This is a genomic window from Euzebya tangerina (assembly GCF_003074135.1).
GTDB lineage: Bacteria > Actinomycetota > Nitriliruptoria > Euzebyales > Euzebyaceae > Euzebya > Euzebya tangerina.
Map to the genome: position 1 here is coordinate 260,791 of NZ_PPDK01000002.1, position 20,708 is coordinate 281,498.

Here is a 20,708-nt window from a genome sequence, read left to right on the forward strand (position 1 = left end):
GGTGAGGTTCCCCACGGTGCGGTGAGGTTCCCGAGCGTGCGGGAGCTGGTTTCGTGCACCCTGGGGCCATGACCGTGTCGCAGGAGCAGATCGACCAGTACCAGTCCGACGGCGCGGTGGTCCTCCGCCGCGTGTTCGACGACGCCGCACTGGCCGTCATCACCCAGGTGACCGAGACCATGCTGATCGAACCCAGCCCCCGCGCCATCACGGCCAGCGAGCCGGGCAAGCCGGCGTTCGTCGAGGACTTCTGCAACTGGCAGCGGTTCCCCGAGCTGCTCGAGACCGTCCGAACCTGTGGCCTCGCCCGCGACGTCGCCGCGCTGATGCGATCCGACACCGCACGGCTGTACCACGACCACGTCCTGAACAAGGAGCCCGGAGCCAGCCAGCCCACCCCCTTCCACCAGGACCAGCCCTTCTACAACGTCGACGGGAGGCAGAACGTCAGCGTGTGGATCCCCATCGACCCGGTCGATCGCGAAACCACCCTCGAGTTCCTCGCGGGCTCACACGACGGCACCTGGTACCTGCCGACCACGTTCTACGACAAGCAGGCCAAGTGGTTCCCCGAAGGCTCGCTGGCGCCCGTGCCGACCGTCGATCGCGAGACCGACCCGATTCTCGGATGGGCCCTGGAGCCCGGCGATGCGGTCGCCTTCCACATGCTGACCGTCCACGGCGCGGCCGGGAACACCATGACCCACCCGCGGCGCACCCTCAGCCTGCGCTTCTTGGGTGATGACGTCACCCACGCGCCGCGGCGCTGGACGACCTCACCTCCCTTCCCGGGTCTGGAGCAAGATTTGCCCGACGGGGCGCCCATGGACCACCCGCTGTTCCCCCTGGTGTGGCCCCCGGACCACAGCCCGGACGCCTGATGCGGTAGAACACGCTGCCATGCAGCAGTCGGTTCCCATCCAGGCGATGTGGAAGGCCCAGATCATGGGCCGGCACGTCCTCCTCGACCCCTCCGGTCAGCAGCACGGCACCTTCCAGCGGACCGGCAAGACCCTGCGAGACGGCAAGGCGGAGGTTCAGGGACAGCCGTTCCTGATCAGCCAACGTGGGGTCGGCACCTCGCGCACGATCACCGCGACGACCACGGAGGGCTACGACCTGGCCCGGCTCGACGTCGGCAGCACCCTGTGGACGGGAACGGTGATCGGACCCGGCTTTGGGCGACTGGACGTCCGCCGCAAGCTGGGCCTGACCTCCCGCTTCACGTTCAACGCAGGCCCAACACAGATCGTCAGCGCGCAGCGCAAGGGCCGGTCGACGGAGATCTTCTTCCTGCCCGACGTGCCGATGCGGGCCCCGGTCCTGCTCGTCTTGGGCCTGGCCCTGGTTCAGACCCACCACCGCGCCACCTCGAACTAGCGATGCCCGACGAGCGGCACCGCGCGGTGTGGCGTCGGACAGGTCCGACCGACCATGAGCTGGTTTCCACCTCGGGCGAACGGCTGGGCCGCTACTGGTCGTATCTGCCGGACATCTCCACAGCCCGCGCGACCATCGGCGGCGTCACGCTGGTGGTCGAGGGGACCGGCACCATCCGGCGTTCCCTGACGGCTCGCCGCGCCCAGGACCCCGATCCGACCGGGTCAGACGAGGGTGAGGTTCCCCGCGGGGAGGTGAGGTTCCCCGCCCGGAGGTCAGGTTCCCCGCCAGGTGGTCAGTCCGGGCCGCCCGTTGCTGCCCTCCACGTCAGCACGCTGAGCTGGCACGGCGAGGTCGAGGTTGGCTCCGGCGAGGACGCCCACGGCTCGACCGGAGCGACGACGTGGGCGCTCCGCCGAGAGCCCACGCTCAACCTGAAGTGGACCATCGGTCCGGCGGCGAATCCGCTGCTGACCACCGAGGTGCGCAGCCGGCACGTCCACCTGGATACCTCTGCCACGCTGCTGTCCGACCACCCCGCCGTCCTGGCGCTCACGATGTACCTGATGCAGCACCACCGCTCCGGCTCCACGACGCGCTGACCGTGACCGATGCCGCCTCAGGCGTCCAGGAAGTCGGTGACCCGGTCCGCCATGGCCGCGGCCTGCGTGAACAGGAAGAGGTGCCCCCCACCCTTGACCACGTACAGCCGCGCCTGCGGGATCCGGCTCGCCATCATCTTGGCGTTGCGGAGGGGGATGATCGGGTCGTCGTCCCCGGCCAACACCAACGTCCGCATGGGGAGGGTGCGCAGCCACGGCAGTGACGTCCAACGGCGCAGTGCACTCAGCTGACACACGTACCCGCTCACGCTCGGTGGTCGGGTCGACCTGACCTGGCTGTGCCGGTTCATCATCTCGGGGTGGTCCCGCACCTGGCCCCCGTACAACGTCGGGGCCACCGCCTGCAGGTAGGCGGGGGAGTAGTAGCGCCATGGCGTCATGAGAACGGCGAGCGCCGACGGCCGGCCCGGCAGCGAGATCACTCCCGGCGTCGTGGCCACCAGCACCAGCCGCCGGACCCGATCGGGGTGCCGGCGTGCCAGCTCCTGCGCCAGCGCACCGCCCCACGACAGACCAAGCACGTCCACCGAGCTGTGGCCCAGCTCGTTGATCATCTCCGCCACGACTCTGGCGTACCAGCGAATCCGCCACGGCCAGGTCGGGGCTGGCGACCCACCGACCCCGGGGACATCGAACGCGATCGTCTCCCGGTCGGTGATGTGCACCCGGAAGTCGTCGAAGAGGTCCCCCGTGGCGCCGATCCCGTTGATGAGCAGCAGCGGCCGACCGGCGCCCTCGTTGACCAACGACATGCGCACCCGCTGCCGTCCGACGTTCAGCACGCCTGACCGCTTGAGCAGCGCAGGTCGGTCCTCCAGGAGTGTCCCACCGGCGGGTCGCAGCGTCTGCTGGCCCTCCGCACCGACGTCGATGGGTGAGTCGCCACCCGTCATGCGCGTACGTAGGTGCCGGGTGCAGGGAGGATCATCGGGTGCCCATCGTTGCCCAGCTCACTCGGTGCGGCAACGTCCTCACCCGAGCGGGTCTCGAGCCACGTGATCCAGTGGTCCCACCAGGTGCCGTCCTGCACGGTCGCCCCGGCCTTCCACTGCTCGGGGGTCTGGTCCTTGATCTTGGTGTTCACGTGGAACGAGGACTTCTTCGACCCCGGCGGATTGACCATCGCGACGATGTGACCGGCGTTGGACAGCACGAAGGTCGAGCGGCCGCCCAGCAGCTGCGTGGTCTGGTAGCAGCCCTGCCACGGCGTGATGTGGTCGTTGATCGCGCCGACGACGTAGTTGTCGACCTTGACGTCGCCCAGATCGACTGGCGTTCCCAGCGCCTCCACCGCGCCCGGGATGGTCATCGCGTTGTCCGCCGCCATGTGCATGAAGTCGGCGTGCAAGCCGGCCGGCAGATTGGTCGAGTCGACGTTCCACGACAGCACATCGAAGGCGGAGGGGTTGTTGCCCAGCAGGTAGTTGTTGACCCAGTAGTTCCACACCAGGTCATTGGGACGCATCCACGCGAACAGTCGTGCCAGGTCCTGCCCGGACAGCACGCCGTCGCGCTGCGACTTCTGGATCGCCGCCGCCACCACCGGCCGGGAGATGAAGGTCCCGACCGTGGAGACGACCGACCAGTCCAGCACGGTCACCAGGAAGGTCGCCGACTTGATCAGCGGCGTGTCGATGGCCGCAAGGTGTCCGAGCAACGCCGCGGCGGTGATGCCTCCGGCACAGACCCCGACCATGTTGAGATCCTCCGACCCGGTGATGTCGGTCACGGCGGCGAAGGCCTCGAGCAGCGCCGAGAGGTAGGTGTCCATGTCCCAGTCGCGCATCTCCCGGTCGGGATTGCGCCACGAGACCATGAACACCTGCTGGCCGGCCCTGACGGCGTGCTCGACCAGGCTCCGCTCCGGCGCCAGGTCCAGGATGTAGTACTTGTTGATCTGCGGCGGGACGAAGACCACGGGCCGTTCGCGCACGGTCTCGGTCTGCGGCGTGTACTGGATCAACTCCAGGACGTCATTGCGGAACACGACGCCGCCGGTGGTCGCGGCGACCGTGTCACCCAGCGCGAACGGGCGGGTGTCGACCATCGAGGGCATGCCGCCGTTGTTGCGGACGTCGTAGGCCATGTGGCGCAATCCGTGCCGGAGGCTCGCCCCTCGGGTCTTGACGAACTTCTTCAGTGCTGCCGGATTGCCGAGCAGCGTGTTGGTCGGGGCCACCGTCTCGGTGATGAGACCCAGCACGAAGCGGGCCCGCTCACGGGACTTCTCGTCCAGTTCAAGGTCATCCAGCAGCGCGTAGACCTGTCGATTCCAGTTCAAGTAGGACTGGGCCAGCCGCTTGTAGACCGGGTTGTCGGAGAACCACTCGTCGGTGAACCGCCGGTCGCCGCGGTCCGGGGCCGTCTCGGACATCCCGACGACGGTCTTGACCTGCTTCCACCACAGCCGCGCGGTGTGCTCCACGACGGCCTTGGGCTGCCGGATCGCCACACCGGTCACGCGCGCAGCGGCAGCGGCTGACTGCGCCGGGCTCAGCCCGATCGGCAGCGCATCGAGGGCGGCCTCGAGCGTCGCCTGGCTCATGCTGTCGGGGTTGCCGTGGTTGGACGACGGTGGGGAGGATGCGGCAGTACTGGTCATGTGTGTTGCATTCCCCGCGTGCCACGGATCCATGCGGTTGGGTGGGGGCCCAAGCGATTTGGGCCCCCCACTGGCCTCACATTTGGGCCCCTGGGCCTATGTGACACGTTCGGCGAATTCGTACCATCCTCGTCACAACGACATCGGTGGCCGCAGGTACCTCATCGCTCTTTCCAGGGGCACAACAGGGGGAGGTACCTGCGGCCACTGTCGGCTGGACCTCCGCTGCATCGCATCACCGGTACGTCCGCTTGGCGGCCGCCGCTCCGGTGAAGTGGGCGTGGTCGTTGAACGACAGCAGGCTGATGCCCCGGGACCCCAGGACGATCGTGGTGAGCGAGGCGTTGACCGTGACCCGGTTGAGGGCGACGACCCCGTCCGGTCCCAGCCCGAGCAGATGGCCGAGCACCGCGGCGATCACACCGCCGGAGGTGGCCACGACCGCATCCCGTCCACGACCGAGCTGTTCGGCCAGGTCCCGGAGTGCCGCCACGGCGCCGTCCTGGAAGGCACGCCACCCGTCAGGTTCGTCCGCGGCGACCCATCGGGTCAACTCCGCGTCGAGCAGTGCCTGGAAGGCGGCGACGTCCGTGGGGGCATCACCAGCGTGGTTGCCGTCCTGCCATGCCGTCCCGACGTTGGTGTACTCATTCCAGCGCGGATCAGGTGGCCCATCGACCCGCCGGCCCAGCGCGTCGGCGGCGATGGCTGCCGTGTCCACCTGTCGACGCAGGGTGCCACTGGTCACCACGGGATCACGGAGCTGGCGAGACAGCAGCGCCGCTCCGGCCATGGCCGACTGCTCCCGCCCCAGCGGCGAGAGGTCGTCGTAGTCCTCGGACCCGAAGGATGCCTGCCCATGCCGCAGCAGCACGACCACACCCATGGGTCAGCCGACCCGGTCCAGGCGAGCCTTGCCGCGGTTTCCCCGCAGGCGAGTGCGGTTGAGGGCGGTGATGACCTCCTGGGCCGCTCGCGTCGGCACCTCCACGAGGGAGAAGCGGGCGTTGATCTGGATCGACCCGACGTCGCGGCCCTGCAAGCTGGTCTCGCCGGCGATGGCCCCCACCAGGTCCTTCGGGCGGACGCCCGAGTCCCGGCCGAGGCTGATCCAGATGCTCGTCGTGTCGCCTCCAGGGCCGCCATCAGCTGTGCCATAGAGCCGCGAGTTGGGCTTCCGCGGCGTTCTGCCCGATTGCTTGGAGGGTCCCTTCGTCGCTGCTCCGCGGGCCCGGTCGAGCGTGGCGGTGGGCACCTCTCGATCGTCGCCCTCGCCGGCGGTCTCGTCGTGCAGCAGCTTGATGGCCGCCAGGGCCATCTGCACGGTGTCGAACTCCTCACCCAGTGACTCGACGACGGGGCGGAAGGAGTCGAGGTCCTCACCGATGAGCATCGCCTCGCGTAGCGACGCCCGGATCATCTCCAGCCGCTTGGCCCGGAGGTCGGCGACGGTCGGCACCGGCTCGATCTGCATCGTGCGCCCGGTGTGCCGCTCGATGGTGCGCAGAGCGCGATGTTCGCGGGGGGCGACCAGCGTGACGGCGACCCCCTCCCGGCCAGCGCGACCGACCCGGCCGATGCGGTGGACGTAGGACTCCGGAGCCGACGGCACGGAGTGGTTGATGACATGGGTCAAGGCGTCGATGTCCAGACCGCGGGCTGCGACATCCGTGGCGATCAACAACTCGGTGGCTCCACTCCGGAGGTGGCCCATCACCCGGTCCCGTTGCTCCTGGGTCATCCCGCCGTGCAGCGCCTCGGCTCGGTAGCCGCGGCCGTTCATGGTGTGGGTCAGCTCGTCGACGTCCTTGCGGGTGCGGCAGAACACGATGGCCGCCTCGGGCTCTTCGACGTCGAGGACTCTCGCCAGGGCCTGGAGCTTGTGATGCCTGCTCACGACGTAGACCACCTCGCGGATCTGCGGGGTGTTGCCGGCGGTGGGGCCGTCCTGCTCGATGGTGACCCGGACGGGATCGGTCAGATGCGCCCCGGCGAGGGTGGTGATCCGCGCCGGCATCGTGGCGCTGAACAGCATCGTCTGAACTGACTCCGGCACGCCCGACAGGATGGCCTCGAGCTCCTCCGCAAAGCCCATGTCCAGCATCTCGTCCGCCTCGTCGAGCACCACCGTCTGCAGCTCGTCCAACCTCAAGGACCCGCGGGAGAGGTGGTCGATGGCCCGCCCGGGCGTGGCGACGACGACGTCGACACCTCGGGCCAGGCGACGGAGCTGGCGGCCGATCGGCTGGCCGCCATAGACCGGCAGGACTCGGGTGTCGGCCGCCTGCCCGTAGGTGTGGATGGCCTCGGAGACCTGCATGGCCAGCTCTCGCGTGGGCACCAGGACCAGGCTGCTCGGAGCGTCAGAGCGCTCCTGGACGGTCGTCAGCCGGTGCACCAGCGGCAGCGCGAACGCCGCGGTCTTGCCGGTCCCGGTTGCCGCCTGCCCGAGCACGTCGGAACCCGTCAGGGCCAGCGGGATGGCGGCCTGCTGGATCGGCGTGGGCTCCTCGTAGCCGAGGTCGTCCAGCACGCCCAGGATCGTGGGATTGAGACCCAACTCGTCGAAGGACAACACCGCAGCGGCGGTCTCGAGAGTGTCGGGTCGGTCGTCGGGTTTCACCCGATCATGGTAGGTGGCGCCAGGGTCGGGGGGTGAGGGCGGGACGGGTGAGGGCCAGACGGGTCAGGTCAGCGTCCCCCGCAGCACGCTGCGTCCGGAGTGGGCCGGATTGCCGTCCGGGAGCTCGATCGAGACGTCCACCACCGGGAACTCGTCGATCGTCACACCGTCGGGGATCGTGTAGCGGCCATCCTCGCGGAGGGGACCGAGCGAGACCAACGACTGCGCCGCCTCGTCCAGCAGCCACACCTCGTAGTAGCTGCCCGCCTGCATGACGAGGTCCGGCTGCAGCACCATGGTGGAGGCGTCGAGCAGCTCGGCGGTCGTCCCTTCGACACCCGACTCCAATGGAGCCAGCTGGGCAACAGCTACGGGTTCGGCTGCGGACGGCTTGTCCGTGGCCCCGGCCACCTGGGTGAGCGGAGCCTGTCCTGGGAGTGTGCCGCTGGAGACCAGTGCAACGCCCAGCACGACCGCCGCAGCAGCAACGCCAAGAACCGCGGTGGCGGTCTTTCGGCGGCGAGAGGGTGATACCACGCGCATCGACTCCGGGGCGGGCGCCGACGATGCCGCGCCCGCCGCGCCCTCGCCGGCAGCCGTGTCCGCCACGATGTCCGCTTCGATGGCATCCCAGAGCCCGGCGGGTGGGGTCTGCAACTGCACGTCCTCATCATCCAGAGCGTCGAGGGCTCGGCGGATCCGGTCGTCCACCGTGCGACCAGTGTGTTCGGTCATGACGACTCCAGACGCTCACGCAGCCACGCGAGACCGCGCCGTGCATGGGACTTGACCGTGCCCAGCGGCAGGCCCGTCCGCTCGGCGATCTCGGCGTGGGTCAGGTCATCGAGGAAGGACATCATCACGATCTCTCGCCGAGGGTCGGGGAGCGCGTCGAGTGCGTCGGCCAGCAGCAGCCGGTCGGCCAGCAGCTCCATGTCGTGTTCGGACCCGCGACGGTCACTGGGTTGGTCGATCACCCCGGCGGCACCCGTGGACGTGGCGGTCCGGACCACGTCCTCTCGTCCGTCGGTCACGGCGTCGCTCGGAACCGGGTGCCGGCTGCGAGTGCGGTGCAGGTCAACGATCCGGCGCTTCGCGATGGTGGTCAGCCACGACACCAAAGGCCGTGACGGGTCGTAGGAGCCACGGGATCGCCACGCCGAGACGAACGTCGTCTGCACCACATCGGCAGCATCCTCGGCGTTGCCGAGACTGCGGATCGCCAGGGTGTACACCAGTGGTGCCCACCGGCTGTAGGCCTCTCGGAGCGCCGCATCGGCGTCGCTGCCCGCGAAGGCCAGTTGCACGGTCTGGTCGCTCGCACCCGCAAGGGCGGCGACGTTCACGACTGGCCCACCCCCCGCAGCGGGACTGCGGGGGGCGGACGGCAGGCTGACGAGGGCCATGGGGTTGGCTCCCGACCGGCTCCTAGGCCTCGGCTGCTTGCTCGAGGATCGAGTCACAGATCGCAAGGGTGCCACCCAGCGCGATGACGTCACCAGCCTCCAGCCGGTTGATCTCCTCGCCGACCTGGGCGGGGAGCTGGCCGCAGTTGGGAACCAGCAGGATCGGGCCGTCGGTCAGCACGCCACCGGCGAGGGCATCGGCGAAGGCGTCCTGACGGGCCAGGTACACCACGTCGGAGCCGTCGGCGAACTGGCGTTGGCTGATGGCGATGGCGGTGTCGATCCGGCTGTCACCGGCCAGTCGGCTCGTCTCGCGAGCCCCCGTCGGGGGGTCCGTCGGGCCATCGGTACCAAGCGCAACGGTCTGCACCAGCGCGTCCAGCGTGCCGTCAGCCGCCGAGCCGATCGCGTAGACGACGCTCAGCGTGTCCCCGGGGAAGTCCAGGTCCACCGGTCCGATGACGGCCTCGGACACCGGGCTGTCGGCGACGGCGACGGCGATCTCGTAGGTACCCTCGGGAACCTCGGCGGTGGCCTCGTTCGGGTTGGTCAGGTCCTCGAACGTTGCGGCGCCGTCGACGAAGACGTCCACGGCCGGGGCGGCCGCGACGTGGCGGACGGCGACACGGGCCTGCAGGTGGTCAATGGTGCTCATGTCGTTGACGAACACGTTGAGGGCGGGCGCGCCGTCGGCGTCCAGGTTGGCGACGATCGAGGCGTTGATGCCACCGGGGACGGCCACATCGTCAGCCGATACGACCGGATCATCGCTCTCGGGGTCCGCGCCTGCCGCGAAGACGGCGAGGTCGTAGTCGTCGGCGGGCAGGGTCAGCTCGTCGGTGACGGTCCCCGGCTCGAAGTCCTCGAGCGTCAGGTCGCCGTTGACGTAGACGTCGACGGTCGCGTCGGGGATGCCGTGGACGACGCTCACCTGCGAGGTCTCGTCCTCCTGGGCGATGGCTGGGATGGCGAGGGCGGCGGTGAGTACGGCCACCAGAATGGCTGCGAACAGTCGTGGGACTGACACGGGTTCCTCCAGTATCGGTGTTGGCTCTTCACCGTGCGTTTCGCTAAGAACTGCCTATCTGGATGCAGGTCGTCCGAACTTGTCGCGAGCGGGTGCGGCAGGATGCGGCAGATGATTCCGAACTGGGCCGGCAACCACCAGTTCTCCGCCGTCGCCGTTGAGCAGCCCGAGTCGATGGCGGCCCTCCGGCGGCTGGTGTCGGATGCTCGACGCGTTCGTGCGGCTGGCCAGATGCACTCGTTCAGTCGCGCCGCCGACACCGCCGGCGTGCTGGTGCGTCTGGATCGGATGGGTGGCGCCGTCGAGGTCGACAGCACCCGTCGGCGTGCACGGGTCCCGGCCGGCTGGACCTACGCCGACGTGGCCGGGGCGCTGCACGGAGCCGGCTTGGCCCTGGAGAACCTGGCGTCCGTGCTGCACATCTCGGTCGCCGGTGCCGTCGCCACCGCAACACACGGGTCTGGGCTCCGGCGCGGAAACCTGGCAACGCAGGTCGCCGCGGTGGAACTGGTCCTGGGCAGCGGCGATGTCGTCGAGGTCGATCGGACCGACACCGATGGTGCCGGCGTCGTCGTGGCGCTGGGGTGCCTGGGCGTTGTGACCGCACTGACCTTGGACGTCCGCCCGACCTACCGTGTGGCCCAACGGGTGGTCCAGGACGTGCCACTGGAAGCACTGACGGAACGCCTCGAGGACGTCATGTGCTGCGGGGACAGCGTCAGCCTGTTCACCACCTGGCGGCAGGACGTGGTGGAGCAGGTCTGGGTCAAGGACGAGGTGCCGGGGGAGGACGTCGGGCGCCTCGACGATAAAGACGCGCTGCCCGGCCGCGGCCTGGACCTGCTGCTCGACATGGGCGGCACCGCGGCCACCACCGACCTGGATGCGGTCGGGGCGGTCGCCCCGCCACACGTGACGGCCCAACGGGGGACACCCGGGCCGTGGCATCAGCGGCTGCCGCACTTCCGCGCCGCTCACAACCCAGCCAGTGGTGCGGAGCGCCAGTCCGAGTACATGATCGATCTGGCGGCTGGGCCGGCGGCGGCGCGTGCGCTGCGGCACGTCGGCCCACAGCTGCGAGACGCTCTGATCATCTCCGAGGTCCGGGTCGCGGCCGCCGACGAGTTGTGGCTGAGCCCGATGTACGGCCGTGAGACCCTGTGCCTGCACTTCACGTGGAACGACGACGACCCTGCCGTCACCCACGCCACCAGTGTGGTCGAGCGGGCCCTGGAGCCCTTCGAGCCGCGCCCGCACTGGGGCAAGCTCAGCCACCTGGATCTGGCGACCGTGGCGGACCGATACCCGGCGATCGAGCCGATGCGGGCACTGCGGGACCGGCTGGACCCCGACCGCACCTTCGGCAACACGCTGACCGATCGGCTGCTCTGACCCCACCTACTGTGGGCGCCATGCCGACCGGAACCATTCCGACATCCTTCGACGACCCCGTCAATGCGCAGATCCTGCGGTTCTCCGAGGATCTCATCCACGGGTTCGACCGGTACCCCCTGGAGCGGATCGCCGCGGAGAGCGGTGTCGAGCTCGACACGGTGATCGAGCGGATCGGTGCCATGCTGCGGGCCGGCACCATCCGCCGGGTCCGCCAGACGCTGCTGGCCACGAGCCTTGCGCCGGGGGCACTGGTGGCGTGGAAGGTCCCGTCGGAGAAGCTGAAGGGTGCCTTCGAGACGATGTTCGCCGAGGATCCGTTCAGCGGGCACGTGGTGCTGCGCAGCACGGACCGGGAGACGCGGGGGAGCGAGTACAAGCTGTGGACGACCCTGAAGGTGCCGCGGCCCTACGACATGGATGCCCACTGCCGGTACCTGATGACCCTGACCGGCGCCACGGCCTATCGGCTGCTGCCCGCCAAGCGGCTGTTCGCCCTCGGGGTCGGGCACGTGCGTCGGCGGGACGTCGAGCCGGGGGACAAGACCCCGGAGCCGGGCCGGGTGCTGGACACCAAGATCGTCGACCTGGACGAGCGGCAGTGGCGGGTTCTCATCGCGCTGAAGCGGGAGTTCGAGCCCGAGGAGTTGCGGCCCGACATCTGGGTGCCGCGAGCCGCTGAGGCCGGGGAGACGATCGAGGACTTCGCCGCCATCGCGGCCGGGCTGAACGAGCAGCGTGTCATCGGCCGGTTCTCCACCTTCCTCGAGCACGTCAAGAAGCACAGCGACGGCCAGCAGGTGACGCGCTACAACGCGCTGTTCCACTGGCGGGTCCCGGCGGGGGAGGAGATTCGCGCTGGGAAGGAGGTCGGCCGGTTCCACTGCATGACCCACGCGTACTGGCGCGAGGGCGGCCCGGAGTTCGCTGACGTCAACATCATGGGGGTGAGCCACGGCACCAACAAGGACCTCGTGCTGGCGCACAAGGCGGCCATCGATGACCACCTGGAGTCCGTCGGCATCCCGGTGAGCTACACCAACGTCTTCTGGGGCGGCCGCAGCGAGATCAAGCCCTCCGAGATCGCGCCCAGCCGCTACGAGGCATGGTGCCTGGAGCAGGGCCTGGACCCACGCGACATGATGACCCCGGACCAGCCGACGTCCGACGACTAGTCTGCCGGCGGCACAACCCATCCGACTCTGGAGCTGACCCCTCACATGGCAGACATCACCCTCGGGGGCAACCCCGTCCACACCAACGGCGACCTTCCGGCGCAGGGGCAACCCGCCCCTGGATTCACGCTCACCAAGAGCGACATGACCCCACTCACCCTCGATGACCTGGCCGGCCAGAACGTCCTGCTGAACATCTTTCCCAGCGTCGACACCGGGGTGTGCGCCCAGAGCGTCCGCACCTTCAACGAGCGGGCCGCAGACCTGGAGAACACCACCGTTGTCTGTGCGTCGGCCGACCTCCCGTTCGCCCAGGCCCGCTTCTGCGGTGCCGAGGGCATCGAGGGTGTGCAGATGGGTTCCGCCTTCCGCAACCCCGAGTTCCTGACCGACTACGGGGTGCAGATGACCGATGGCGGCTTCGCCGGTCTGGCTGCGCGTGCGGTGGTCGTCATCAACCCCGACGGCAACGTCGCCTACACCGAACTGGTCCCCGAGGTCGGGCAGGAGCCCGACTACGACGCCGCCCTCGGCGCGTTGTAGCCCCTCTGGCCTGCACGAACGGGATTGATTTCTGATCGAGCGGGTCAGCGCGCCATCGACACGGCATACTGACTCCACCGGGTCCGGTGGTTGTGGGGAAGCGATCATCAGGCTCGACAACGAGGCCCGCCCCTACGGACGGGCCTCGTTGGCCGTTTTGGCGTCTGTGGGGCGACAAACGGGCCGTGGAGTGGTTTGATCGGGGCAGACCAACCCCGACGAGGAGGAGCTCATGGCACAGACCGTCCAGTCGATCATGAACACCAAGGGGGACGGCGTCGTGACCATCACGCCGGCTGCCACCTTGGGCAAGGCCGCAGCCCTGCTCGCCGAACACAACATCGGTGCCGTGGTGGTCAGTCGGGACGGCGACTCGGTTGACGGGATCCTGAGTGAGCGTGACATCGTCCGGCGATTCGCGCGGGACGAGGGCGTCGCGACCGCCTCGGTGTCCGTGGCCGAGACGATGACCAAGGACGTCCACACCACCGGACCGGACGCCTCGGTCGAGAGCCTGATGCAGACCATGACCAATCACCGCATCCGGCACGTCCCCGTCATCAAGGGCGGGATGCTCGTGGGGATCGTCAGCATCGGTGACGTCGTGAAGAACCGGATCGGTGCCCTCGAGTTGGAAGCCGAGTCGCTGAAGGAGTACGTGGCAGGCAACACCTACTAGACGACCTGGGAGGAGCGCACTGACATGGCCGACGTCGCGGTGAGAGTCGCTGATGGGCTGGACGTGGGGGAGTACCTCACCGTGATGGAGGGGTCAGGTCTGGCCGACCGCCGCCCCTACGCCGACACGAACCGTGTCGGTGTGGTGTTGGCCGCCAGCTCTCCGGTGGTCGAGGCCCGGACCGAGGACGGCACGTTGGTCGGGGTCGCCCGCTCGATCAGCGACGGTGGGTTCGTGACGTTCCTCTGCGACCTCGCGGTCGTGGAGGCGTACCAGGATCAGGGGATCGCGCGGGACATGGTCGAGGCGACCCGGGACGCCTGCGAGGGAACCCTCTTGGTCGTATCCGCCGCCCCTGACGTCGATCCGTTCTACGATCACATCGGCCTTCGCCGCCACCACTCGACCTGGTACGGGCTGCCGCAGGACCTGTCCGGCTTCCCCGACCCGCCGCCGATCGTCTGAGGAGTTCGTGCGACGTCTGGTCTGCGTGATCCTGGCTGTCCTGCTGCTCGCTGGTTGTGGGTCGGGGGAGGAGGAGATCCGCTCCATCTCCGACGACATGGACTGTGACGAGGTCGTGGAGGTCGTCGAGACCGCCATCGAGCGGGGGACGACCTACGTGGCGCTCGAGGAGGATGACCCAGGGGTCAGCGCCGACCTCGTGTTCGCGCTGTCCGGGGCAGAGGCACGGCCGGAGTGCGTCGAGGAGAGCGTCCGGAGCCGCGCCGCCGGCCTCCGGGCCACGCTCACCGGCACGGGCAGCTGACCGCTGCTTCTGCTCACAGCAGCGTTGTCGACAGCCCGACCCGTCACCGGCTAGCGTCAGCGTCATGAGCGACCTGGCTGCTGTGCCCCCCGCCCCGGACCGTGCCGACGACGACGCCCAGGAGTCGCATGAGAAGCCGCCGCTCCTCCGCGAGTTGGCCGGCCAGGTCCTGCGACAGCGACGGCAGCAGGCCGGCGACCGTCTGATCGACATCGCCCGCCGCGCTGGCGTGTCGCCCCAGTACCTCTCCGAGATCGAGCGGGGCGTGAAGGATCCCTCCTCCGAGATCCTCTCCGCCGTCGCTGATGCCCTCGGGATGACGCTCGACGACCTCCTCGTCGAGATCGGGCGACGGCGAGGTCTGGAACTACAGGACCACCGACGGCACCTGGTCCCGGTGCCGGACGTCGACCGGGCCGACCAGGACGGGATGGTCAGTCCGCTCCCCGCCGGTCCTGAGGTGGCGTTGCCGAACCGGTGGTGGGACGAGCCACGGTGTCAGGCGGCGTAAGCGGGGTTTCGCCGTCCGGGCGGCGTCGAGCCACCGCTCGTCTGGCTCACGTGTTCGCGTCGTCCACGCTGCGCTTCCGCGACTGCAGTACCGCGTCGACCAGGCCGTACTCCACCGCCTCCTCTGCCCCCAGCACCAGGTCACGCTCGGTGTCCTCGCGCACCTGAGCGACGTCCCGGCCGGTGTGCTGCGCGAGGATCTCCTCCAGCACCGACCGGACGCGCGCCAACTCCTCCGCCTCGACGATCAGGTCCGGGATGGCCGCACGCCGGCCCTGGGTGCCCGGCTGGTGCAGCGTCACCCGGGCGTTCGGCATCATCCGGCGGGCACCCGGCTGTCCGGCCGCCAGCAGCAGGGCTGCCGTGGCCCCGGCCTCACCGACGCAGACCGTGTGGACCGGCGGGGCGATGTAGGTCATCGCGTCGTACACGCCGAGGGTTGCCCCGATCGACCCACCAGGTGAGCTGATGTAGAAGTCGATCGGCCGCGTCGCGTGCTCGGACTCGAGGTGGATCAGCTGACCGATCAGGCTGTTCGCGACGCCGTGGTCGATCGGGGTGGACAGGTAGACGATCCGCTCGGCCAGCAGCCGGCTGTACAGGTCCATGGACCGCTCACCCGTCGGGGTGCGCTGGGTGACGTTGGGGATCGTGTAGGTGCTCATGGACATCGTGGTCATCGCCGCACCAACCCCACCGGCCGCGCCGTGACCGAGGCGGCTCGGACGTCCTCCGAATCGGCCAACACGCGGTCGACGAAGCCGTACGCCACCGCCTCCTCGGCCGTGAACCAGCGGTCACGTCGCGAGTCAGCCTCCACCTGCTCCGCTGGCTGTCCGGTGTCGGCGGCGATCAGGTCGACCACGACGTCGCGGGTGTGGCGCAGGTGTTCGGCCTGAATCGCCACATCCTGGGCGACGCCACCGATCCCGGCCGAGCCCTGGTGCAGCAGGATCCAGGCGTGGGGCAGCGCGAACCGCTTGCCCGGGGTACCGGCGGACAGCAGGAACTGCCCGGCGCTCGCGGCCATGCCCATGGCCAGGGTGGCCACGTCGTTGGGGATCAGCCGCATCACGTCGCGGATGGCCAACATGGCCGGGACCGACCCGCCCGGAGAGTTGATCCACAGGGTGATGTCGGCCTGGTGGTCGGTGGCCGAGAGCAACAGCAGCTGGGCGCAGATCCGATTGCCCCGCTGCTGGTCCAACTCGTCGTCCAACCACAGGATCCGCTGGTCGGCCAACTGATGGTTGAGCGCCGTGTCGACGCCGAGGGATGTGGTCATGCCCGCAGTGTGGATCACGCTGGGCTGGGCCACCCGGCGTGCTGCTCGCGGCAGCGCTGCCGTGGGCGGAGCGGTCTCTGGCTGGCCGGGAGCGCGGGCTTCAGGAGGTGTGGTGCACCTCCGCCAAGCGGTACACGGGGGTGTCGATCCCCTCCATCCGTGCCTTGATCTGCAGGGACAGGAACAACGAGTAGTGCCGGGACTGATGCAGGTTGCCACCGTGGAACCACAGCTGCGGCTGCTGGGTGGGCTTCCACATGTTGCGGAGCTCACCCTCCCACGGCCCCGGATCCTTCCTGGTGTCCGAGCCCATGCCCCAGACCTTGCCGACCCGATCAGCCATCTCCTGGGACACGATCTGGCCCACCCAGCCGTTCATGGAGGAGTAGCCGGTGGCGTACACCACGAGGTCGGCCTCGATCTCGGTGCCGTCCTCGAGCACCACGGCGGTCTCGGTCAGGTGGTCGACCTGCCCGGTTGCCAGCTTCACGCGACCGTCGGCGATCAGCTCCGACGCCCCGACGTCGATGTAGTAGCCGGACCCGCGCCGCAGGTACTTCACGAACAGGCCCGAGCCGTCCTCGCCGAAGTCCAGCATGAAGCCGGCGTCCTCCAACCGCCTGTAGAAGTCGGCGTCGCGCTTGGCCATCTCCTCATAGATCGGCACCTGCAGCTCCGGCAGGATGCGGTAGGGAATGGAGGCGAACAGCATGTCGGCCCGGTCGGTGGTGACGCCGGCCTCGACCGCTCGTTCGGAGTACAGGTCGCCGAGCGCCAACTCCATCAGCGTCTCCGACCGGGCGATGTGGGTGGTCGAGCGCTGGATCATCGTCACGTCGGCGCCGTGCTCCCACAAGGCTGCGGCGATGTCGTGCGCCGAGTTGTTCGAGCCGACCACCGCGACTCTCTTGCCCTCGTAGCGCTCCGGACCCGGGTGCTTCGAGCTGTGCTGCTGCTCGCCCTGGAACCGATCCGCCCCGTCGAAGTTCGGGATGTTCGGCACGGCGGACATCCCGGTGGCGAAGATCAGATGTGTCGTGGTGATCGTGACCGGCTCGCCATCGCGCTCGACCTCCACCGTCCAGGTCCCGGCAGCCTCGTCGAAGCTGGCGCTGGTCACCAGCGAGTTGGTCCAGTAGTTCAGCTCCATGATCCTGGTGTAGGACTCGAGCCAGTCCCCGATCTTGTCCTTGGCAGCGAACACCGGCCAGTCGTCCGGGAAGGGCAGGTAGGGCAGGTGGTCGTACCAGACCGGGTCGTGCAGGTGGAGTGACTTGTAGCGCTTGCGCCACGAATCACCGGGCCGGTCGTTCTTCTCCAGGATGATCGTCGGCACGCCGAGACGACGGAGACGTGCCCCGAGGGCGATCCCACCCTGGCCACCTCCGATGATCACGGCATAGGGGTCACGCTCGTAGCCGAGCTCCTCCCGCTCGCGCTCGAGTCCCTCCTTCCAGGTCTCACGCCCCGCAACCGTGCCGTGCTCGACGCCCTTCTCGCGGTCGCGACCGGTCTTCTCCTCGTGGCCCGTCAGCGCTTGCAGCGTGGTCAGCAGGGTCCAGCAGGTCTCCCCGTTGAGCCGGACATACCCCCAGCCGCGGCCCACCTTGGTCTCGAAGGTGATGAACGCCTCGGTGATCCCGTCGGTGTGCGTCGCCTCACCCTCCACCTGCCAGTTGGACGGCTCGACGTCGGCGGCACACGCCTCCAACATCTCCACGATCTGCTGTTTCCCCTCCATCGTCACGATGTTCCAGGTGAAGCTCACCATGTCGCGCCAGTACGTGTCGGGGCCGAACAACTCGGACGCGGCGCGATACTCCCCGGCGGTCAGATGTGCGTCCAGCCGATCCAACCAGGCCTGGAGGAAGCCGGTCGGGTCGCGCTCGGCCTCGCCCAGCTCTTCTGCTGCAAGGGTGTCGCTCATCCTGGCTCCTTCGTGCGGCTCGTCGGCTCCCATCAGACGCTAGGCACCGGGGGGTTGCGTCGGCGTTACACAGGCCTTGATTCCCCCGACGTTCCGGGCGAGGCTTGAGCCGGAGGAGGAGCCGCCTCATGTCCACCACCAACCTGGCCGTCGACGCCTCAACGGACCTGAAGTCCCACGCGCTCACCTTGCGGCGCGAGTGGGAGCGGGTCTTCGCCGGGGCACCTGGTGGTCTGGCGTCGACCGGAGACGAGCCGCCGCGGGTCCGGCCGGCCGTCGCCGAGTCGTGGCGCCGAATGGCCGCGTCGGGACTCAACCCGCACGACCTTAGTCCGGAGCGACGTCTGACGCCCGAGGCCTTGGCGGCTGCCCGAGCGGCCTCACCACTGCACCGCGCGCTGCCCGTGCTGCGACGGTGCCTGGGCAGCATCGCCGAGGATGCCGAGCACATCCTCGTGGTCTCCGATGCCGACGGCTACCTGCTGTGGACCGAGGGGCACGGATCGGTCCTGGACGCCTCAGAGGAGATCCAGTTCCGGCCGGGGATGTTGTGGACGGAGGAGAGCGTCGGAACCAACGCCATCGGCACGGCGCTGGCGACCGAGGCAGCGGTGCAGATCTTCTCCGCCGAACACTTCCTGTCCGAGCAGCATCCGTGGTGGTGCTCAGCCGCGCCGGTCCACTCACCCCACAACGGCGAGCTGCTCGGGGTCATCGATCTCAGCGGGCCCCAGCGGACGGCCCACCCGCACAGCCTGGCGCTGGTCCAGGTCGCGGCTGCGCTGGTCGAACGTGAGCTGGCGGCTCTGCCGGCCCCCCAGGTGGCGGGCGCGTACCTGGAGGTGATGACCCGGCATCAACCGCAGGTGCACCTGACGTCGGGCCCGCCGGTCCAGCTCAGCCTGCGCCACGCCGAGGCTCTGACGCTGTTGGCGTTGTACCCGGGTGGGCTCAGTGGGGATGAGTTGACCCTGCTCCTCTACGGCGACCAGGGCAAGCGGGTCTCGACCCGGGCCCTGATGTCCCGCATCCGGGCGCTGACCGGGTCGCTGGTCTCCAACCTCCCGTACCGGCTGGCACCCGACGTCAGGTCCGACCTGGCCGGGATCGAGGGGGCTCTGCGGCGCGGCGACGTCGACGAAGCCATTCGGCTGTACCACCACCCACTGCTGGCCGACTCCGAGGTGCCCGCCATCGAGGTCAAGCGTCGGGAGATCGACCAGGCGATCCGTCGCGCGTGCCGTTCGGGGGGAGTGGAGCAGCTGTGGCGCTGGGTCCAGCGTCCGGCGGCGCGACATGACCTCGACAGCGTCGAGTGCTTCATCGCCGCCGCACACCCCGGTGATCCTCGTGTCGCGGCGGCGCAGGCACGACGGGACACCATCCTGGAGGAGTGGGGCGGGTAGCCGGAGTTCACGCCGCGGCGCGCCTGTGTCGCGTGGTCAGCTACCGGCCTGACCCTCGTGCTTGCTTTTGGCAAGCACTTGGGGCACACTAGCCAGCTCCGCTTCCTAGCCGTCGGCTTCGCCGTCGTCCGCCCCAGCTGTGGACAGCCCCGACTTGGCCTAAAGGGAGTGTTGAAACCCGTAAACCGGGAAGCATTACATCCGATCATGCGTTGTACACGCACGTACGAATCCTAGCACCCCCAGGATTCATCGCACTACGACCTGCATTTCGACCTAGGGAGTCTGATCCCCCCTTGAGCAGAACCGTTCCTGAGGACCTCCTGGACCTCTACTTCAACGAACTCGGCACCGTGAACCTCCTCACGGCGCAGGACGAAGTTCGCCTTGCCAAGGCCATCGAGGCCGGCAACGAGGCAGCTGAGATCCTCGAGTCCGGCGACTTCAAGAAGAACGACAAGCGTCGGCTCGAGCGTCAGGTTCGCGAGGGACAGGACGCGTTCAACCACTTCGTCTCCGCCAACCTCCGGTTGGTGGTCAACATCGCTGCCAAGTTCTCCAACCGCACCAAGCTGGGGCTGGACGAGCTCATCCAAGAAGGAAACCTGGGCCTCATCCGCGCCGTCGAGAAGTTCGAGTGGCGCAAGGGCTTCAAGTTCTCCACCTACGCAACGTGGTGGATCCGTCAGGCCATCCAGCGTGGCATCGCCGCCAACGAGCGGACGATTCGCCTGCCCGTGGCCATGCACGACGCGGTCGTGAAGATCCGCGCTGCCCGGTCGCGTCTCGAGGCCGAGAACGGCGAGGAGCCCACGATCGAGGAGCTGGCCGAGGCCACGCGTCTGACGCCCGCGAAGGTCGAGGATGCGCTGGAGCACATGCGCTCCGTGGCGTCGCTGGACCGGCAGGTGGGCGATGACTCCGACTCGAGCGAGTTGGGTGACTTCGTGGCCACCGAGCCGGACTCGTTCACCGACGAGGTTGCCGACAACGAGGTCCGTGGCGAGCTGCGCAGTGCGGTCAGCCACCTGGACGACCGGTCGGCCTACGTGCTGACCCGTCGCTTCGGCCTCGACGGTCGCGACCCGCTCACGCTGGATGCGCTGGGCAAGGAGCTCGACATCTCCCGCGAGTCGGTCCGAAAGATCGAGGGCCGCGCGCTGGAGAGCCTGCGCCGCGACATGGCGGGCGTCGGAGCAGCCGACGTCGCCTGACCAACCGCGCTAGAGTCAGTGACCCGGGCCACACCTGCTGGCCCACACCACACACCCGGAGCCGCCAAGAGGCCCCGGGTGTTTGTGTTGCTGGCTTGGGATGCGCGCTGACGGGCCACTAAACTGACTCGAGTCACCGGGCCGTCA

Annotated in this window: 22 protein-coding genes; 12 read left to right on the forward strand and 10 right to left on the reverse strand. The window is 68.8% G+C overall.

What is annotated here, in order from left to right:
- Positions 1-68: 68 nt before the first annotated feature.
- Genes C1746_RS16980 through C1746_RS16990 form a run of 3 tightly spaced genes read left to right on the forward strand, consistent with a single transcriptional unit; the run spans position 69 to position 1,982 of the window.
- Positions 69-881, forward strand: a complete 813-nt coding sequence (locus C1746_RS16980) for a phytanoyl-CoA dioxygenase family protein (RefSeq protein WP_116715957.1) — start codon at positions 69-71, stop codon at positions 879-881.
- 19 nt (positions 882-900) lie between these two features.
- Positions 901-1,380: a hypothetical protein gene (locus tag C1746_RS16985; RefSeq protein WP_116715958.1), complete on the forward strand. Its 480-nt coding sequence runs from the start codon at positions 901-903 to the stop codon at positions 1,378-1,380.
- A gap of 2 nt (positions 1,381-1,382) precedes the next feature.
- A complete protein-coding gene (locus C1746_RS16990; protein WP_116715959.1) occupies positions 1,383-1,982 on the forward strand; it encodes a hypothetical protein in 600 nt (199 codons plus the stop codon).
- A 17-nt stretch (positions 1,983-1,999) separates the two neighbouring features.
- On the opposite strand, the gene C1746_RS16995 is transcribed toward C1746_RS16990, so the two are convergent.
- The 7 genes from C1746_RS16995 to C1746_RS17025 form a co-directional block, all read right to left on the reverse strand.
- A complete protein-coding gene (locus C1746_RS16995) occupies positions 2,000-2,896 on the reverse strand; it encodes an alpha/beta fold hydrolase (RefSeq protein ID WP_116715960.1) in 897 nt (298 codons plus the stop codon).
- On the reverse strand, positions 2,893-4,605 hold the full coding sequence (locus C1746_RS17000; protein ID WP_162867882.1) for an alpha/beta fold hydrolase: 1,713 nt from the start codon (positions 4,603-4,605) through the stop codon (positions 2,893-2,895). Before C1746_RS17000 ends, C1746_RS16995 begins: the two co-directional genes overlap by 4 nt.
- A 235-nt stretch (positions 4,606-4,840) precedes the next feature.
- Positions 4,841-5,491, reverse strand: a complete 651-nt coding sequence (locus tag C1746_RS17005) for a histidine phosphatase family protein (protein ID WP_116715962.1) — start codon at positions 5,489-5,491, stop codon at positions 4,841-4,843.
- Positions 5,492-5,494: 3 nt separating this feature from the next.
- A complete protein-coding gene (locus C1746_RS17010) occupies positions 5,495-7,228 on the reverse strand; it encodes a DEAD/DEAH box helicase (protein ID WP_116715963.1) in 1,734 nt (577 codons plus the stop codon).
- Between the two features lie 63 nt (positions 7,229-7,291).
- Positions 7,292-7,963 (reverse strand): anti-sigma factor, encoded by a 672-nt coding sequence (locus C1746_RS17015; protein ID WP_116715964.1) that lies wholly within the window; start codon positions 7,961-7,963, stop codon positions 7,292-7,294.
- A complete protein-coding gene (locus tag C1746_RS17020) occupies positions 7,960-8,634 on the reverse strand; it encodes an RNA polymerase sigma factor (RefSeq protein WP_116715965.1) in 675 nt (224 codons plus the stop codon). The genes C1746_RS17015 and C1746_RS17020 overlap by 4 nt, the downstream gene beginning before the upstream one ends.
- 22 nt (positions 8,635-8,656) lie before the next feature.
- Complete coding sequence (locus C1746_RS17025; protein ID WP_116715966.1) at positions 8,657-9,661, reverse strand: DUF4397 domain-containing protein; 1,005 nt, start codon at positions 9,659-9,661, stop codon at positions 8,657-8,659.
- A gap of 111 nt (positions 9,662-9,772) precedes the next feature.
- Here C1746_RS17025 and C1746_RS17030 point away from each other — a divergent pair, with 111 nt between their 5' ends.
- The 7 genes from C1746_RS17030 (at position 9,773) to C1746_RS17060 (ending at position 14,730) form a co-directional block, all read left to right on the forward strand.
- A complete protein-coding gene (locus tag C1746_RS17030) occupies positions 9,773-11,053 on the forward strand; it encodes an FAD-binding protein (protein WP_205711957.1) in 1,281 nt (426 codons plus the stop codon).
- 20 nt (positions 11,054-11,073) lie between these two features.
- Entirely contained in the window at positions 11,074-12,228 is a 1,155-nt protein-coding gene (locus C1746_RS17035; protein ID WP_116715968.1) for an Lrp/AsnC family transcriptional regulator, read from the forward strand.
- Positions 12,229-12,273: 45 nt separating this feature from the next.
- On the forward strand, positions 12,274-12,771 hold the full coding sequence (gene tpx / locus C1746_RS17040; protein ID WP_116715969.1) for a thiol peroxidase: 498 nt from the start codon (positions 12,274-12,276) through the stop codon (positions 12,769-12,771).
- A 232-nt stretch (positions 12,772-13,003) separates the two neighbouring features.
- Positions 13,004-13,450: a CBS domain-containing protein gene (locus tag C1746_RS17045; RefSeq protein ID WP_205711958.1), complete on the forward strand. Its 447-nt coding sequence runs from the start codon at positions 13,004-13,006 to the stop codon at positions 13,448-13,450.
- A gap of 24 nt (positions 13,451-13,474) precedes the next feature.
- A complete protein-coding gene (locus C1746_RS17050; protein WP_116715970.1) occupies positions 13,475-13,915 on the forward strand; it encodes a GNAT family N-acetyltransferase in 441 nt (146 codons plus the stop codon).
- A 7-nt stretch (positions 13,916-13,922) separates the two neighbouring features.
- Positions 13,923-14,219: a hypothetical protein gene (locus tag C1746_RS17055; RefSeq protein WP_116715971.1), complete on the forward strand. Its 297-nt coding sequence runs from the start codon at positions 13,923-13,925 to the stop codon at positions 14,217-14,219.
- A 64-nt stretch (positions 14,220-14,283) separates the two neighbouring features.
- On the forward strand, positions 14,284-14,730 hold the full coding sequence (locus tag C1746_RS17060; protein WP_116715972.1) for a helix-turn-helix domain-containing protein: 447 nt from the start codon (positions 14,284-14,286) through the stop codon (positions 14,728-14,730).
- Between the two features lie 46 nt (positions 14,731-14,776).
- On the opposite strand, the gene C1746_RS17065 is transcribed toward C1746_RS17060, so the two are convergent.
- The 3 genes from C1746_RS17065 to C1746_RS17075 all read right to left on the reverse strand — a co-directional run bounded on the left by C1746_RS17065 (position 14,777) and on the right by C1746_RS17075 (position 17,941).
- The gene (locus C1746_RS17065) at positions 14,777-15,409 is read right to left on the reverse strand and encodes a ClpP family protease (RefSeq protein ID WP_205711959.1); all 633 of its coding nucleotides are present in this window, start codon (positions 15,407-15,409) and stop codon (positions 14,777-14,779) included.
- Positions 15,406-16,014, reverse strand: coding sequence for a ClpP family protease (locus C1746_RS17070; RefSeq protein ID WP_116715973.1), 609 nt, complete (start codon positions 16,012-16,014; stop codon positions 15,406-15,408). Before C1746_RS17070 ends, C1746_RS17065 begins: the two co-directional genes overlap by 4 nt.
- 100 nt (positions 16,015-16,114) lie before the next feature.
- Complete coding sequence (locus C1746_RS17075; protein ID WP_116715974.1) at positions 16,115-17,941, reverse strand: flavin-containing monooxygenase; 1,827 nt, start codon at positions 17,939-17,941, stop codon at positions 16,115-16,117.
- Positions 17,942-18,069: 128 nt separating this feature from the next.
- On the opposite strand from C1746_RS17075, the gene C1746_RS17080 reads away from it, so the two are divergent.
- Together C1746_RS17080 and C1746_RS17085 are read left to right on the forward strand one after the other, a co-directional pair.
- On the forward strand, positions 18,070-19,347 hold the full coding sequence (locus tag C1746_RS17080) for a GAF domain-containing protein (protein ID WP_116715975.1): 1,278 nt from the start codon (positions 18,070-18,072) through the stop codon (positions 19,345-19,347).
- 296 nt (positions 19,348-19,643) lie between these two features.
- The gene (locus C1746_RS17085; RefSeq protein ID WP_162867883.1) at positions 19,644-20,561 is read left to right on the forward strand and encodes a sigma-70 family RNA polymerase sigma factor; all 918 of its coding nucleotides are present in this window, start codon (positions 19,644-19,646) and stop codon (positions 20,559-20,561) included.
- The last annotated feature ends 147 nt before the right edge of the window (positions 20,562-20,708 follow it).